Genomic DNA, 17,385 nt, shown 5'->3' with positions numbered 1-17,385 from the left:
ATTTTTAGTATTCATAATTATTTTTCACACCTTGTTCACCAATCACATCCTTATTACTAATCCCAAAATGATAAAGCACCAATAATAAAGCCATAAACTAATACGAGAATTATTGAGAACACCAATGCAACGATTCCCAAAACCAAACTTATTTTAGCCAACAAAGCTGAAGAATTTGCATTTTTTGCTCTGTACAAACCAACTACAGCAAAAATTATAGTGAGGAGTGAAGTAACCAGCGCCACCACATTTATACAAGGAATGAAAGCTACTATATTAGAAATTATTCCTAAAACTAAAGCTGCAATGCTAAAATTTTCACCTGAACTCGAGGTTTTAATATTGTTTCCCATTTAGTTTTTTTCATCTTAATTATTACAAAAATAGAAAAACACTTAGGAGAACAATAGAGAACATTTCAAAGTTACTAACAAATAAATTTAATGGGGATTTGGAATATCCAAACATAAATGACGTAAGAAAGGCGCGAGTATAAAGCCTTATGAAATACTGGCTCTTGAAGTAATTTTTAACATAAAAAAAATATTATAATTTTAAAAAATATTGACTTGTACACATCTAAAAATTCAGGCTTGAATTCTGTGGTATCAATTTGTTTTAAAAAATTATAATATTTTTATGTATTAAATATTATAATTTTAAAATATTGACTTGTACACATTTACACATTCAGGCTTGAATTTGTGGTATCAATTAGTTTTAAAAATTGTAATATTTTTATAGATCAAACTTAAATAAAAAAAACGATACAGCAAAAGATTTTTCTTACTATTTAATTGGTTTGGGATATTGTTTCTTAATATTCCTGATTAATTCTTCGAGTCCATTAAGTTTCAATTCATAGACAAGTGCCAGTTGTTGCCCCAATTCGCCATTAGGAAAACCTTTATTATGGTACCAAACCACATAATATTCCGGTAATTCAATTAAAAATCGTCCTTCGTATTTTCCGAAAGGCATTTTGGTATGGGCTAATTTTATGAGAATTTTTTTGTCTGGTTCCATATTTTTTTAAAGAAGAAAGAAGCAAGAAAATAGAATATGGACTTATTCTCTTTCTTGCTTCTTGTTGATGCAAAGCTATTGCTATTTTTTATTTTTTTAGCCACAGATTTTAAAATAGTTTGCGGTCGCAGATTTCAGTTTTCAGTCGCGGTTAACAGTTTAACAGCTGAAAACTGAGACTTAAAAACTCGTAATACCCTATTCAAAAAATCATAGATTAAAAAGAAATCGCCACGAATTCACAAATTAGTTTTAAATTAATTCGTGAATTTATGGCGAATATTTTAAAGGATAAAAAACTCAGGAACTTAGTTTCTCAGAACCTTAGCAACTTTTTAATAGTGCCATCTCACGAAAGCTTCCATCGCTGCGTACGTTGCCAGACCTAACTCCTGGTACAAAGCAGCTGTTTCTGCGTTTCTGTCTTCGGCTCTTTGCCAAAATTCCCTTGCGTCAGTTCCCTGAAAAACAACCCCATCTTTTTGCGATTGGTGCTTGAAGATTCCGTGACGTTTTGCTAAAACCTGATCCGGGCTCATTGGTACCGCCATTTCGACTTCGTCAATTCCCCATTCCTGCCAAGCTCCACGATACAACCATAACCAACAATCATCCATGAAAGATTTTGGTTTTAAAGCTTTTACTGCTTCAAAAATAGCATCCAGACAAACCTTGTGTGTTCCGTGTGGATCTGCTAAATCTCCTGCTGCATATATTTGATGTGGTTTAATGTTCTCGATTAAATCCATCGTCAATTGAATGTCTTCTTTGCCGATTGGTTTTTTCTCAATTGTTCCGGTTTCATAAAATGGCAATTCCATAAAATGAATCTGATCATCGGTTAATCCAACAAAATGACTTGTTGCTCTCGCCTCTCCTTTTCTGATTAATCCTTTTATGTAACGAACTTCCGGAATATCAATTTCACTGTTCTTTTTATTCTCTAAAAAAGTTTGTGCTTTTTTGTAAATATCATCTGCTTCCGGACTTTTGATTCCAAATTTTTCGTTGTAATCAATTACAAATCTTGCAAAACGCAACGCTTCATCATCTGCAACTGCAATATTTCCAGACGTTTGGTAAGCCACATGCACGTCATGTCCCTGCTCTTGCAAACGCATAAAAGTTCCTCCCATACTAATGATATCATCATCAGGATGCGGGCTAAAAATCAATACACGTTTTCTGGCTGGTTCTGCTCTTTCCGGACGGTTTGAATCGTCTGCATTTGGTTTTCCACCTGGCCAGCCTGTGATTGTATTCTGTAATTTATTAAATATCTTAATATTTATGTCGTATGCCGGACCAGAATCAGCTAATAAATCACTCATTCCGTGTTCGATATAATCAGCATCAGTCAACATTAAAATTGGTTTTTTAAGCTGAAGCGCCAATCCTAAAACTGCTTTACGCGTTAATTTATCTGTCCAGATTACTTTTTCTACCAACCAAGGCTTGTTGATTCTCGTTAATTTTGAAGAAGCTTCCTTATCTAAAACAAAAACAGCATTATTGTGTTCTTGCAAAAATGAAGCAGGTACTCTATTCGTAACTTCATCTTCTACAGATCTTTTTACAACATTTGCTTTTCCTTCTCCCCAAGCTAATAAGATTACTCTTTTAGCTTCCATGATTTTTTTTACTCCAAGCGTGATTGCAGTTCTCGGCGTATTACTTAATCCGAAGAAATCCTTGCTTGCCGCTACTCTCGTAATATGATCTAAAGCTACTAAACGAGTTTTAGAGTTTTGTAATGAACCGGATTCATTAAAACCAATATGTCCGTTACCCCCAATTCCCAAAACCTGAAGATCGATTCCTCCCAAAGCCTCAATTTTTGCTTCATAATCTGTACAATAATCTGCAATTTGTTCTTTAGTCAAAAGTCCGTTAGGAACATGAGCATTTTCAGGTAAAATATCAACATGATCAAACAGTAATTCTTTCATAAAGCGAACGTAACTGTTGATTGAGTTTGGTTCCATCGGATAATATTCATCCAAATTAAAACTGATTACGTTTTTAAAACTCAAACCTTCCTCTTTATGCAAACGCACTAACTCAGCATATAATCCTTTTGGAGAAGATCCTGTTGCAAGACCTAATATACAAGGTTTGTTTTCTTTTTGCTTGGATTGAATTAAAGCCGCAATTTCCTGCGCTACTGCTTTTGATGCTTCACCAGAATTTTCGAAAACCACCGTATTGATGTTTTCAAATCTCTTTTCGAAACCTGTTGCCTTGTCTATTTTACTTTTTAACATGATATAGTTTTTTTTAATTCCTCTCGTTACATTTTCCAACTTCGATATTTATGACCTTTTATAGCATAAAAAAGTATCATTATATAAGATGGTAACAACATTAAATAAGCAATTTGATTTCCGCTTTTTGATATCTCTGCGGTTCCGTTTGCAATATTTGACGCATTTATATTTTCTGTGATCAATCCGTATAACAAAGGAAAAATTGCTCCTCCAATGATACCCATGATCAAAATTGCACTTCCTATTTTAGTATATCCTCCTAAATCTTCTAACGCCATTGGCCAAATCGCCGGCCAACACAATGCATTTGCTAAACCCAATAATGCTACTAGCAGAATTACTACTGGTAAATTTGGAATTCCAGGCAACTGAACCATAATTTTAGGCGAAATCAAAACGATGGCCATTACCAAAATTATACCCAAAACTCCTGATGCTTTTAAAGCTGTAACCTGCGAAAGGTATTTAGGTATTAATGTTATCCCTAATATATATCCCACCACCATTGCAGACATGGTAAAGGAAGTTAATTTTAAATAAAAATTTCCTTCGGTTCCATATACTCCTAATTCTTTTCCGAAAGCTCCAATAGAATCTCCGGCTAAAACTTCAGCAGCCAAATACAGCATTAAAGTAATTACGCCTAAAACCAATTGTGGTCGTCTGAATGCATTTCTGATTTGCTTAAAAATACTCAAATGCGTTACATTTCCGTCTTCATCCAAATCAATTTCCGGCAATGGCGACAACTTTACAAAAAGTGCCAGAACCATTATAATTAATCCCATATAAAGGTAAGGTCTTTGCAATTGCAATGCAAGAGAATTTAAAGCGTTTGATTTTGAAACTGAATCTAACAACGCAATTTTATCTGCTGTAAACTCCTGCATATTAGACAAAACCAAAGCTGTCAATATCAATGGCGCCACAAATCCGGCCAGTTTATTTGCAATTCCCAACACGCTGATTCTTGCCGCAGCACTTTCCCTTGGGCCAATTACGACTACATAAGGATTTGATGCTGTCTGCAAAATTGCCAAACCTGTTCCCATGACAAATAATGCAATTAAAAACAGTAAAAAAGTTCGGCTTTCAGCAGCAGGATAAAACATAAATGCACCCGCAGCAATGATCAATAATCCTAGTGAAATTCCGTTTTTATAGCCTACTTTTTCAATCACCCACGATGACGGAATTGCCATTACAAAATAAGCAATGTAAAAAGCAAAAGTTACAAAATAAGCCTGTGAAGAGGTCAACTCACACGCCAACTGAAAAAATGGAATCAAAGGTCCGTTAAGCCAGGTAACAAAACCCAAAATAAAAAATAATGCGGTTAAAATGACCATCGGAATAATAGTACTCCTTTTTTCTATTTGTAATGCACTTTCAATGTTTGACATAATACTTTTGGTTGATTGTTAATAGATTAGTTTTTTTCTATCTAAAATAACATCAACTTTTTTTTGCAAATATATTGCAATTGAAATGCAATTAAATGCATTTTTTTTGCAATTTTAAAACAAAAGTAGTCTAATAAGTTGTACTTATTTGTAAATTAGATATCAATTTTTTGTTAATTTTTCTTAAGCATCCCAGTCTAAAACCGGATAAAACTGCTGTAAATATTCTTTTACATCAGCGATATCTTCTTTGGCTGTTAGATCGGGAACATGTTCTGAAAACGGAATTCCTAAGGTGGTATTTGGATGTTCTTTTACAGCATTTAAAAGTACTGTTGGTAATTCTTTCTCATCTCTTTCCGGATGAACCGAACAATTTTTAAGATGGGTATACAAAGTGCTTCCGTTAAACTTAAAAGCATTCATACTAACTCTTATTTTACCTTGGACATCTTTATAATCCTGCAAAACAGCAGCAGATGGTTTTTCTAAAATATCAAGTAATTGGTTGTTTTTATCCAATTTGGCAATAGCAAAACGCGAAATCCTTTCAGAAGGAAATTCCAGAGCATCACGATCGTAAGCAATAAATGCATTTGGACTATCGGTTTCTCTCAATGCTAGTAAGGCTGCTGCCGAATATAAATTATCACTATTACAAACGGAGTATTGTTGTGTATTTAACTCCGGAAACTGTTCGACTGCCTGAAACAAAGCATCTGCTGTACCAAAGGGTTTTATTCGTCCTTCGGGAATATATTGTACCGCAAAAGAAATATTGAGTCCGTGAAAATTATTATTTGTATTTTGAGTTCCGTAAAACTCCTTGAATAAATTTCCTTGTTCGCCAATAATAATGTAGATGTTTTTATATCCCGCTTTTTTAGCATTCAATAAAAGATAATCTAACAAAGGTCTTCCGCTTGCTCCTACACCAATTAAACCTTTGCTTCTTTCGTTTGCCTGTGTAATTTCTTCGGGAGATAAATTATCAAGAACGGCTTCTTTTTTCATGCGGGATGATGCTCCACCCGCAAGAATAACTAAATTGTTGTGCATATTTATTTTTTAAATTTCAATATTTTCAATAATTCTAACGCCCGGATCTACCGTAACGGCATATGCTTCCTGAGCTCCAGCTTTAAGAATGGCTTCGATTATCACATCCTCTTTTTCAGGATTCGCAATAACTACAATACTGCCGCCACCTCCGGAACCCACAATTTTAGCTCCGTAAGCTCCTGCTCGTAAAGCGGCATCGATCATATCATCAATTCGCGGAACTGTAATTTTTAATAAATCACGCAAAACTTCGTGATGCAGATTCATTAATGCGCCTATTTTTTGAAGATCTAAAACTGGTTTTTCAAACTCTTTTAAAGCTTCTTTTGTATAATGGAAATTTTTTAGTGCGGCATCAAAATAAGGCATTAATCGGTCTGGCAAACAATTTCTATAGCGGTCTAAATCCTCAATTTTAGAAAGATTTAGATCAAAATCCGGAAAATTCTGCTTCACAATATCAATTGCGATCAAGGCATTTCCTTTTACTTCGCCAAGCAATCCTATTGTTTCTTTTGGAACACCGGAAACTCCGGTAATTAAACCTTTTAATTCTGTTCCGATAATTTTATAAGAGAAAGGATCTTTTGTATTTATATAAACAATATTTCCTGCTCCAATACTAAAATGATCCATCATTCCTCCAGGTTCTCCGTGTTCCAATACTTCGGATTCATATCCTACTTTCGAAATAAATTCAGGCGTAACTTCCTGATCAACGCCAAAAGCCGAAATTAAAAAACGAATCCACGCCATTAATAAAGCGGATGAACTTGATGTTCCTGAATTAATTGGAATATCTCCTGTAATGGTTATCGTATACCCCACATTGGGCACACAGCCATATCTGCGCAGTACGCGCAATGAAGAGGCAAAATAATCACGAGGCTCTAATTTGTCGAAAGTTGCATCAATATTAATGCTACGGATTTCGCCAATATCAATCATATTAAGAATAAATGTATTGGTCTGATTCTCTGTTGCGGTTAATTTTATATTTCGATCGATTGCACAGGCTATAACCGGCAATCCTAAATAATCCTGATGATCTCCAAAGAGACATGTCCGACCCGGGGCTAAGGAAGTAATTTTTTTCACTTAAAAGATATTGTAATAAATCACTACAAAACAGAAGTTTACAATGATTTTTGGTTAAGGATTTATTTTAAATTTTTGGTTTTGATTCTACGAAACTATATATTATATTTTTATAAAACAAGAAAAAAACTAAAAATGTGCTCGAACACACTAATAAAATGTTCTCGAGCACACTAAATAATTCTTACAACATTTTTTAAATTATTAAATCAAAGTTTCTATATTTGCTCATATGGATAAAAAGTACACAATTAAGGATATAGCAAAAATGGCTGGAGTTTCGAAAGGAACTGTAGACAGGGTATTGCATAATAGAGGAAAAGTATCTCCAACGGCTCTGGATAAAATAAATGAGGTTTTAAATGTCATTGATTATGAGCCGAACTTAATTGCCCGAAATTTAAAAAACACCAAAGTTTACCGTATTTGCGTTTTACTTCCGGATCCGGAAATTGATCCTTACTGGCTTCCTTGTGTTAACGGGATTCAGGAAGCTATAACAGAATTTAAAGCCTATAGTGTGATTATCGAGACTCATTACTTTAATCCTGAAAGCACGAAATCGTTTATGAATACTAATGAAACCATAATCAAACAATCTCCTGATGCTGTTTTGATCGCTCCGTTATTTCATAAGGAAACACTGGAAATTGTAAAACAATACGACGAGTTGGAAATTATAGTGAATACTTTTAATAATCAAATCGAAGGAGAATCTATTAAGGGTTTTGTTGGACAGGATTTGTATAAAAGCGGACGTGTCGCAGCAAGTTTAATGAACCTGATTCTAAGCGAAGGTCAAATTGCAATTATCCATATTGATGAAAGCCTGAAAAATGCAGTCCATATGCAGGAAAAGGAAAAAGGCTTTAGAAATTATTTTGACGAAAAAAAGATCGCAGGATTTTCTTTAACTACTCTAAAATTAAAACATCCAAATGTCGAAAGTAAGTTTTCTGCCTTTTTAGAAGAAAACCCACACTTAAAAGGAATCTTCATCACGACTTCAAAAGCCTATCAGATTGCCTCTATTCTATCTCCATTAAAAAATAAAAAAATTGCACTTATTGGTTATGACTTAGTCGAAAAAAATGTGAACTTCCTGAATCAGGGATTGGTTCATTTTCTAATTCATCAAAATCAAAAAAGACAAGCTTATTTAGGTGTTAGTACTTTGATAGAGCATTTTTTATTCAGGAAAGATATCCCGGAAACTATTTTATTGCCTATTGATATTATCAATGCGGAGAATGCTTCATTTTACATATCGTAAGATTGCCCACGGGTTGTAAATTCCGCACAATAAATCAGCGAAAATCCGTTTAAATCCGCTAAATCTGTGGGTAATTTTTTTAGCTCACAGATTGAACAGATCGAGCAGATTCTTTTAAAAATTCCACAAATTGAAGTCAGCGAAGACCAGCTTAAATCCGCTAAATCAGTGGGCTCAAAATAAATCTTCCAAACGAAGAAGCTATATGAAAATTAGGTGTTTCAGTATTTGGGTTTACCCATGAAATCCAGGTTGGTTTGTATTGCAGATTTTCGACCAGAGAAAATTTTGCACTGAAAACTCCTGTTTCAATTGTATTATTATGAATTAAGTTCAAATCTTTTAAGGATTGAATACTAATTCGTCCTGAAACAATAAAGGAAGTTTCATCTTTAGACGTTTTTACTTCTATATCATTCTTAGGCCATTTCCAATTAAAATCAAAATCCTTGTTTGGGCGCGCTTTAAAATCCATTATTCTTCCAGATGTATCAATTTCTAAGCAATAGTAAGGATTGAGAGATTCATTTGTTCTAAAGAACAACTCTACACGATCTGAGTTTCCTATACTTTCAAAACTATCATCTTTTTTATCAATGTAGATATCAGTATCAAAAACCCTGAACTTAAAGTAGAAATTTTCAAGATCGTGAAGCGCCCTAAATTCAATTTTTGAAAACGAATCATTTTCCCAGGGAGAAGAAAAATCAGTCAAACAATTAGCATCTTTCCAAAAAGACAAATTAGAAAAGTCAGCATTTTTATTTCCATTTTTATTAATGAAATACAGTTGATAATCTTTAGAAATTAAGCTCATAATTTTAAGAAAATTTAATTGATATAAAAATAGGTAAAAGATAATTTTTAAAATTAAAAAACAACAAAAAACCACTTCCATTTTTGTTCTTTTTTTAAGTACTAATATAAGAGATCCTTTTATTTGAAAAATTGCTTGTTTTTTTCTGTTCTTTTATTTTGCAACAACAACTAAAACAAAGAAAAAACCTACTATTTATAAAATAATAAACTTTGATGTATTATCAATTAAATCGAATACTAATTACGATATTCATACAAATATAAACCAGTATTTTTCAATATTTAAAAATAAATCAAAATACCCGTAACTAAGCATAAAATACAGGAATGTGCTTTTTGTGTCTTGTTTTAGAAAAAAAATCAATAATTTATGTTTAAAAATATAGGATGTATAATTTTATGTGCTCGAGAACATAAAATATATGTGTTCGAGCACATTTTTTTGTTTTTTTCTTGTTTAGTAAAAATATAATCAATAGTTTCGTCGTATTATAAAAATATTCTACGCTTTTATTTCTTCTTTTTAACCCTATTAATCTCATTTTTAGTCTTTATAACAGAAGAAAATTATATACAAAAAGTAAAGTGGTATTTTTTTAAGAAACTGAACTGAAACACATTCATTAACCAAAACCAAACGAAGAGTATGAAAAAAGCATTCTCAAAAAAAACCGGAAATTTAAGGTTACATGCTGTACTTGAAAAAAGTTTTAAAGTAACATTACTTTCAGTAATGTCTTTAAGTTTTCAAATTTCTACAGCTGCACCATCTGATAAGATTCCGGTAAACGAAACCAATTTATCTGTATTTCAAAAAATAGTAAAGGGTAAGGTTGTCGATCAAAAAGGCATTCCGATTCCCGGAGTAAATGTTATCATAAAGGGCACAACAAAAGGAGTACAAACTGATATGGACGGGAGTTTTGCTATTGAAGTTCTAAGTGAAGGTGCTGTGCTGATCTTTTCGTTTCTTGGGATGGAAAATCAGGAAATAGCAGCGGGAAAAGGGAATCTTAATATCGTTATGAAAGAGGCCGGCGAACAAATGAATGAGGTTGTTATTGTAGGTTACAGCAAAATCAAAAAAGAAAGCTTAACAGGATCATTACAAACCTTAGACAGTAAAAAAATTGTTGATGTAACTACTCCTTCTGTCGAAAACATGCTGGCTGGTAAAGCGTCCGGAGTATACGTAAACACGGGTGGAGGTCAGCCGGGAGCAGTAGCCAAAATAGTCATTAGAGGAAAAACCACCGTTAACGGAAGTACAGATCCTTTATGGGTAATTGATGGTGTTATTGTGGGGAATAGCTCTGCTAACATGAATCCATCTGATATTGAAACGTTGACGGTTCTTAAAGATGCGGCTTCTACAGCGGTTTATGGTTCGCAGGGTGCAAACGGTGTAATTCTCGTGACGACTAAAAGCGGAAAATCCGGAAAAGCTGTTATTAGTTTTTCTGCCAAAACAGCCATGACGACTTTAAACAACGGAAATTTTAAAATCATGAATGGGGCTGAATTATATGATTTATATGATTCATTTGAAAACAAAGAAGTTTTTCAAAATGTTTGGTGGTGGAATCCTGAATTAAGAAATAAAAACTTTGACTGGTGGGACAATGCTACTCAAACTGGTATTGCAGAAGATTATAACTTATCGATAAGTGGCGGAAGTGAAAACTTTAAAAGTTACGTATCTGTTGGTGTATATAAAGAAACCGGAGCTATTAAAGGTTATGATTACAAAAAGTACAATGGCCTTATGAAATTTGAGTATAAACCAATCAGTTGGTTTGCCTTAAGACCACAAATTAATCTAACCAGAGAATCAACTAATGATAAACAACATAGCGTTGGAGCTTTGTACGGAAATATGCCTTGGGATAGTCCTTATCTGGAAGATGGTTCTTTGGTGGGAAATGCTCCAAACCCAACTTGGGTAAACACCACCGGATCAAATTATTTGTATGATTTGCAATGGAATTATGCTGAATCTGAAACCTATTTAGTGAGAGCGAATCTTGATTTCGACCTTAAATTCACAAGCTGGCTGACTTTCTCTTCTGTAAACAATTACATTTTTAGCAATTCAAACTCAACTGCTTATACAGATCCCAGATCTTCTAACGGTTTAGCTGTGAAAGGCAGGATCGAAGATAACGTGGATAATTACAATAGAATCTATACCAATCAATTATTAAAATTCAATAAATCATTTGGCAAACATACTTTTAACGCTGTTGCCGGTTATGAGTGGAATGAATATAACCGAAAATTTACTCAAGGAGTAGCTACTGGAATTCCTCCCGGAATTATAGCTCCTGATGCTGCCGCTGTTCCTGAAAAAGTAGGCGGCGGAAGACAACAATGGGCGGTGCAATCTTTATTATCGAATGTAAATTATTCGTATGATAATCGTTATTTGGCGCAGGTGTCTTTTCGTCGTGACGGAGCATCTAACTTTGGTAAAAATGCACAATATGGTAACTTTTACTCTATAAGTGGCGGATGGAACATTCATAACGAAGCTTTCTTTCACGCGGGCTATATCAATAACTTAAAACTTAGAGCCAGTTATGGCTCTGTAGGAAATCGACCAGAAAGTTTGTATCCTCATCTACCTTTGTACTCTTTTTCGAAAAATAGTTATAATGAAACCCCGGGAGCTTTAATCTCGCAATTGGCTAATCCTGATTTGAGCTGGGAAAAAACTTTTACAAGCGGAGTTGGTTTAGATGTAAGCTTCTTTAAACGAGTAAACATTACTTTGGACTATTACAATAAAAATACTTCTGATCTATTATACTATGTACCGCTTCCGGGAGTTATTGGGGTTACGGGTATCTGGAGAAATGTAGGTGCGGTAAACAATCGAGGTTTTGAAGCTTCGGTTAATGTTGATATCATTAAAGGCGATAATTTTAACTGGTCTGTAGATGCTAATATCGGTACCAATAAAAACAAGGTAACAAATCTGTACGGAGACAAACAACAAATTATTGTAGGAGATGGCAGCGGTGTTGCCGGTTCAGCAAGCAAATTATTAACTCCCGGAAAAGATGTTGACAGTTGGTACTTAACAGAATGGGCTGGTGTTGATCCCACAAACGGAAAACCACAATGGTACACTACAGATGCTGCCGGAGAGCGTATAAAAACGAGCAATTACGGTGAGGCTTCTAAAAATCAAAAAGCAATAGGAACGTATACTCCGGACTTTTTTGGAGGGTTCTCTACCAGCTTAAATTATAAGAATTTCGATTTTTCGGCGATTTTTAGCTATTCTGTTGGGGGCGAAATTTATAATTATGCCAGAGCCGAATTTGATTCAGATGGTGCTTATAATGACAGAAACCAAATGAAACTGCATAGCGGATGGAGCCGTTGGGAAAAACCGGGTGATATCGCAACACATCCACAGGCACTTTATGACAACAATAGTCAGTCTAACAAAGCTTCTTCACGTTTCTTAGAAACCGGAACGTACTTAAAAATGCGAAGTATTACTTTTGGATATAATGTACCTATTCAACGCCTTCATATCTCAAACCTGAGATTGTACATCGCCGGAGAGAATCTTTTTACCATTAGTCATTATTCCGGTGTAGATCCTGAGCTTCCTCCTACTTACAATAGTACAACACAGCAATATATTATTTCTGGTGTTGCAACGCATGTGTATCCTTCAACTCGCAAAATTGTATTGGGACTTAACTTAACTCTTTAAAACAAAATCATGAAAAAGATATTTATATTATGTATGGCAATTAGTTTCCTGTCCTCATGTGATTTAGACAGAGAACCTTTTAATGCATACACAAAAGACAAAATAGAACAAGATAAAGTAGCGGCTGTAGAGGTTTTATTAAATGGCTGTTACGCGCAATTAAAAGGATGGTCTGATGTTATGCACAGACTTGGAGAATATCCTGGCGATAATATCATGATTAGAGGAACTTCTACAGATTCATTTTACTCATTTATCTCCTATCAACATATTCCTAACAATGACAGATTATCTGTTTTCTGGAATAACAGCTATAAAATTGTTTCGCAATCAAGTGATTTGATCAAAATGATGTCAGAGGGAGAAAGTCCTGCTGTTAACCAACAGCTTGGTGAAGCCTATTATTTAAGAGGTATGATTTATTTTTACCTCTGCCGTACTTACGGGAGACCTTACTCACAATCTCCTGAAACTAATTTAGGAGTGCCAATTGTAAATGGTTTACCGGCAGACTTAATCAATCTAACGCTACCGGACAGATCAACAGTAAAAGATACTTACGCACAAGCCATCAGCGATTTAAAAAAAGCTGAATCTCTAATGACCGTTGACAAATCAGCATCGTATGCCGGTAAGGAAGCTGCTCAGGCAATGCTCTCCAGGGTATACTTATATATGAGTGGTACCTATGAAAATCCGAATCAGGAATATGCAACACAATCTATTGAATATGCTAATAAAGTAATTACAAGCGGAAAGTATAAATTACTAAACCGCGACAGTTTTATGAAATTCAATACTTATGCACCGGATTCTAATGAACAAACCGAAACTATTTTTGCCGTTAAAAGAGTAGCGTCAGAATTTTCAGGCTACGATCATTATTACGGAATTGGTGGTATGTATGCTAATATTCAAGGCCAGGGCTGGGGCGAAATGTATGCGAGTGCAAAATACCTGGATTTATTAAGAAAATCAGGTTTAAAAAAAGATGCTCGTTGGGCTTTTATCGATCCTCAGTACACAACAGACGATGCAGGAAACAAAACTCAGGCATTCCGTTTTATTTATGACATCAAGAATACCGGCGGCACACAAACTGGTTATAACTATATGCAACAGCCTTTGAAAACAAATTCTAATGGTACATTTTATATCACAATAGGAACTGTTGATTATAACTTAACCCCAGTAAACGCAGCCGAAAATCAATATTCGATTCTATATGAAGGCAAAACCTATACAGGAGAAAAAGATTATATGATGTTATTAAATCGTGTATATCCTATGTATTACATTACTAAGTGTTCTTTGCAAAATAATGACTCTCACCTTTACTCTCCTTCTATTTCAAGATTGGCCGAGATGTATTTGAATATGGCGGAAGCCTATGTAAAAAAAGGAGATTATAATAGCGCTTTAGCCAACTTAAACATTATTCGAGAAAGATCGATTGTTGGTGGAGGTTATACATCATTAGACAATACAAATGCTGTACAGCGAGTAGATGAAGAACGTCAGTTAGAACTCGCATTTGAAGCACATAGAGGTTATGATGTGTACAGAAATGGTCAGACTATGACACGTCATTATCCTGGTCCACATTTACCAATGATCGACTGGCCAGCTTCAAGCTTAAGAGTCGTACAATATATTCCGCAGTCAGAAATTAATGCCTATCCGGGAACTCTGACTCAAAACCCATAATTGTTTAGAAGTAGTTTTGTTTTTTGAAGCCTCTCTAATTTGGTTTGATTAGAGAGGAATTTCAAAAAAAACTTAATTCCCTGTAAAATGAAAAAAATATTCTATCTCTATCTTGCGTCTTTTTTAATGTTCTTTTCTGTTGCTTCAGGCAAAGAAAAGGTGATAAAAACAATGAACATAGAAAATCCAAAAGTCAAAATTTCGCTGCCACTTGCCGGCAATGCTTACAGCTCTAAACACGAGGACGAAAACAATACTGTTACTGATAATGGCATTGAAAACTGGAAAAATCCTGAAGAGTTTTTTACCGTTTATTTCAGAGTTTCTAAAGCGGGAACATTTCAAATTACTGTAGAAGAATCTGTACAGGTTTTTGGAAAATCAGAATTGGAATTTTCGATCAATAATGAATCGAAAAAAGTAAAATTTACCGCCTCAAAAAAAGCGATTGCAATAGGATCCTGGAAGATAAATAAGGAAGGTTACGTTGCGCTAAAAATAAAAGGAATTAATAAAACCGGAGAACAATTTCCGTCTATTGACCGCTTAACAATTTCAAGTGATGATAACGTAAAAATATCTTATGTACCCAACAACGAAGGCAACTTTTATCATTGGGGACGCCGCGGACCATCAGTTCATTTAAACTATCAGGTTCCTGAAAATATAAAAGCAAAGTGGTATTATAACGAACTTACCGTTCCCGAAAACGAAGACAAAATAGGTTCCTATTTTATGGCGAATGGTTTTGGCGAAGGGTATTTTGGCATTCAGGTAAATTCAGCCTCAGAAAGAAGAGTTTTATTCTCTGTCTGGAGTCCATTTACAACAGATGATCCCGCAAGTATTCCGGAAACCCACAAGATTAAAATGCTAAAAAAAGGCGATAATGTACACACCGGAGAATTTGGTAATGAAGGCTCAGGAGGTCAAAGCTACCTCAAGTACAATTGGAAAGCAGGAACGACTTATAAGTTTTTATTACAAGGGTTTCCTCAAAACAATAATACAACTACTTACACTGCCTATTTTTATGCACCAGAACTGCAGAAATGGCTGTTAATAGCGAGTTTTAATCGTCCTGAAACCAGTACTTATCTTAAAAGGTTTCATTCGTTTTTAGAAAATTTTATTCCGGAACAAGGCGATTTATCGCGTAAAGTACTATTCAACAATCAATGGGTTTGCGATGATAAAGATATTTGGGTCGAAATAAATTCAGTACGTTTTACAACAGATAATACTGGTACAAAAGGATATCGAATGGATTTTGCCGGCGGACTTGATAAGGATTACTTTTATTTAAAAAACGGAGGCTTTTTCAATAATTACACCACACCAAAAACTACTTTCACAAGACCTTTAAACCATAAAAAACCAGAAATAAATTTTTCGAATTTACCTTAAAAAGAGAGATTCTAAAAACGAAACAATAACAATAACAAAAAACAATTTTGCCTGATAATTTGTATTCAGATTATCATTATTTCAAATCAAATTAATTAAATTATGAGAACTACTATTTTAAAATTCATGTTAGTCGTTTGCATTTTGTTTGCAGGAACAATTGCATCGGCACAAATGATTAAGACCAAAACACCAACCCGCCCTAAAGGTCAGCAAGATGTTTTGCGTTTGGCTACAGCACCAATTCCAACAGTTCGTGTGGCTTTTATTGGTTTAGGAATGCGTGGCCCGGGAGCAGTAGAACGCATGACACATATTCCTGGTGTAGAAATAGTTGCACTTTGTGATATGTCAGAAAAAAATACACAATCAGCCAATGAGATTTTAACCAAACAAGGACTTCCTAAAGCACAGGAATTTTTTGGAGATGAAAATGCCTGGAAAAAAGTAACGGCATTACCAAACGTAGATTTAGTCTATATCGCTACAGATTGGAAACACCATGCATTAATTGGAGTTCAGGCAATGAAAGACGGTAAACACGTTGCCATTGAAGTTCCGGGAGCAATGACCATGAAAGAAATCTGGGATCTTATTGATACTTCTGAGAAAACACGTAAACACTGTATGCAGCTTGAAAATTGCGTTTACGATTTCTTCGAATTGACGACATTAAATATGGCACAGCAAGGATTATTTGGAGAAATTCTTCATGCCGAAGGATCATACATTCACGGACTTCAGCCTTTTTGGGGCGAATACTGGAACAACTGGAGAATGGATTACAACATTAAACACCGCGGTGATGTTTATGCGACTCATGGGATGGGGCCAGCGTGTCAGGCATTGAATATTCATCGTGGTGACAAAATGAATTTCCTGGTTTCTATGGATACAAAAGCAGTTGGAAATCCTGCCTATATCAAAGAAAAATCGGGACAGGAAATTAAAGATTTTAGAAACGGAGATCACACTATGACAATGATTCGTACCGAAAACGGAAAAACAATCCAAATTCAGCATGACGTTACTTCTCCCCGACCATACAGCAGAATGTATCAGTTAAGCGGAACGAAAGGTTTTGCAAACAAATATCCGTTAGAAGGTTATGCCTTAGATGGTGCAGCATTAGGCGATGATGTAAAACCAAATCACGAAAAACTAAGCGCACACTCTTTTGTTCCTGAAGAGGTTAAAAAAGCACTAATGGCAAAATACAAACATCCGATCGTTAAAGACATTGAAGAGCAGGCTAAAAAAGTAGGCGGTCACGGCGGAATGGATTTCGTAATGGATTACAGATTAATTCACTGCCTGCAAAAAGGACTTCCGCTTGATATGGATGTTTACGATCTTGCAGAATGGTCTTGTTTAGGTCCGTTAACAGAAATTTCTCTGGATAAAGGTTCTGTTCCTGTAGAAATTCCTGATTTCACTCGTGGAGGCTGGAATAAATTACAAAAATTAGAGTTTTCAGAGTAAATATTTTGGTGGTTAGCAATCGGATAGGAACCTAGGGATTAGTTCCCTAGGTGACCTTCCACACCACCTGGCATACGGATCCGTACCAAGGCGGTTCTTAATTTACGATAC

General features: G+C 34.8%; 12 protein-coding genes. 5 read left to right on the top strand and 7 right to left on the bottom strand.

Annotated features, from left to right (window positions below):
- Positions 1-56 precede the first annotated feature (56 nt).
- The 6 genes from ACQKCJ_RS17010 to ACQKCJ_RS16985 all read right to left on the bottom strand — a co-directional run bounded on the left by ACQKCJ_RS17010 (position 57) and on the right by ACQKCJ_RS16985 (position 6,856).
- The gene (locus ACQKCJ_RS17010) at positions 57-353 is read right to left on the bottom strand and encodes a hypothetical protein (protein ID WP_271336374.1); all 297 of its coding nucleotides are present in this window, start codon (positions 351-353) and stop codon (positions 57-59) included.
- 436 nt (positions 354-789) lie between these two features.
- Positions 790-1,026, bottom strand: coding sequence for a DUF3820 family protein (locus ACQKCJ_RS17005; RefSeq protein ID WP_427402518.1), 237 nt, complete (start codon positions 1,024-1,026; stop codon positions 790-792).
- A gap of 335 nt (positions 1,027-1,361) precedes the next feature.
- Positions 1,362-3,290, bottom strand: a complete 1,929-nt coding sequence (gene nagB, locus ACQKCJ_RS17000) for a glucosamine-6-phosphate deaminase (protein WP_271336372.1) — start codon at positions 3,288-3,290, stop codon at positions 1,362-1,364.
- Positions 3,291-3,316: 26 nt separating this feature from the next.
- Positions 3,317-4,696, bottom strand: coding sequence for a sugar MFS transporter (locus ACQKCJ_RS16995; protein WP_271336371.1), 1,380 nt, complete (start codon positions 4,694-4,696; stop codon positions 3,317-3,319).
- A 183-nt stretch (positions 4,697-4,879) separates the two neighbouring features.
- Positions 4,880-5,755: a sugar phosphate nucleotidyltransferase gene (locus ACQKCJ_RS16990; protein ID WP_427402517.1), complete on the bottom strand. Its 876-nt coding sequence runs from the start codon at positions 5,753-5,755 to the stop codon at positions 4,880-4,882.
- Between the two features lie 9 nt (positions 5,756-5,764).
- On the bottom strand, positions 5,765-6,856 hold the full coding sequence (locus ACQKCJ_RS16985) for a mevalonate kinase family protein (RefSeq protein WP_271336369.1): 1,092 nt from the start codon (positions 6,854-6,856) through the stop codon (positions 5,765-5,767).
- Positions 6,857-7,088: 232 nt separating this feature from the next.
- Between ACQKCJ_RS16985 and ACQKCJ_RS16980 the strand changes: the two genes are divergently transcribed.
- Positions 7,089-8,129, top strand: a complete 1,041-nt coding sequence (locus tag ACQKCJ_RS16980) for a LacI family DNA-binding transcriptional regulator (RefSeq protein ID WP_427402516.1) — start codon at positions 7,089-7,091, stop codon at positions 8,127-8,129.
- A 160-nt stretch (positions 8,130-8,289) separates the two neighbouring features.
- On the opposite strand, the gene ACQKCJ_RS16975 is transcribed toward ACQKCJ_RS16980, so the two are convergent.
- The gene (locus tag ACQKCJ_RS16975; RefSeq protein ID WP_271336367.1) at positions 8,290-8,946 is read right to left on the bottom strand and encodes a sugar-binding protein; all 657 of its coding nucleotides are present in this window, start codon (positions 8,944-8,946) and stop codon (positions 8,290-8,292) included.
- 648 nt (positions 8,947-9,594) lie between these two features.
- Between ACQKCJ_RS16975 and ACQKCJ_RS16970 the strand changes: the two genes are divergently transcribed.
- The 4 genes from ACQKCJ_RS16970 to ACQKCJ_RS16955 all read left to right on the top strand — a co-directional run bounded on the left by ACQKCJ_RS16970 (position 9,595) and on the right by ACQKCJ_RS16955 (position 17,274).
- Positions 9,595-12,678 carry a SusC/RagA family TonB-linked outer membrane protein gene (locus ACQKCJ_RS16970; RefSeq protein WP_271336366.1) on the top strand — a complete coding sequence of 1,028 codons (3,084 nt, stop codon included), beginning with the start codon at positions 9,595-9,597 and terminating at the stop codon, positions 12,676-12,678.
- Between the two features lie 9 nt (positions 12,679-12,687).
- Positions 12,688-14,385: a RagB/SusD family nutrient uptake outer membrane protein gene (locus tag ACQKCJ_RS16965; RefSeq protein ID WP_271336365.1), complete on the top strand. Its 1,698-nt coding sequence runs from the start codon at positions 12,688-12,690 to the stop codon at positions 14,383-14,385.
- An 87-nt stretch (positions 14,386-14,472) separates the two neighbouring features.
- On the top strand, positions 14,473-15,792 hold the full coding sequence (locus ACQKCJ_RS16960) for a DUF3472 domain-containing protein (protein ID WP_271336364.1): 1,320 nt from the start codon (positions 14,473-14,475) through the stop codon (positions 15,790-15,792).
- Positions 15,793-15,918: 126 nt separating this feature from the next.
- Positions 15,919-17,274, top strand: coding sequence for a Gfo/Idh/MocA family protein (locus tag ACQKCJ_RS16955; RefSeq protein ID WP_271336437.1), 1,356 nt, complete (start codon positions 15,919-15,921; stop codon positions 17,272-17,274).
- Positions 17,275-17,385 lie beyond the last annotated feature (111 nt).

The organism is Flavobacterium sp. NPDC079362, from assembly GCF_050267765.1.
GTDB lineage: Bacteria > Bacteroidota > Bacteroidia > Flavobacteriales > Flavobacteriaceae > Flavobacterium > Flavobacterium azizsancarii.
This window is presented reverse-complemented; position numbering and strand designations above follow the sequence as displayed.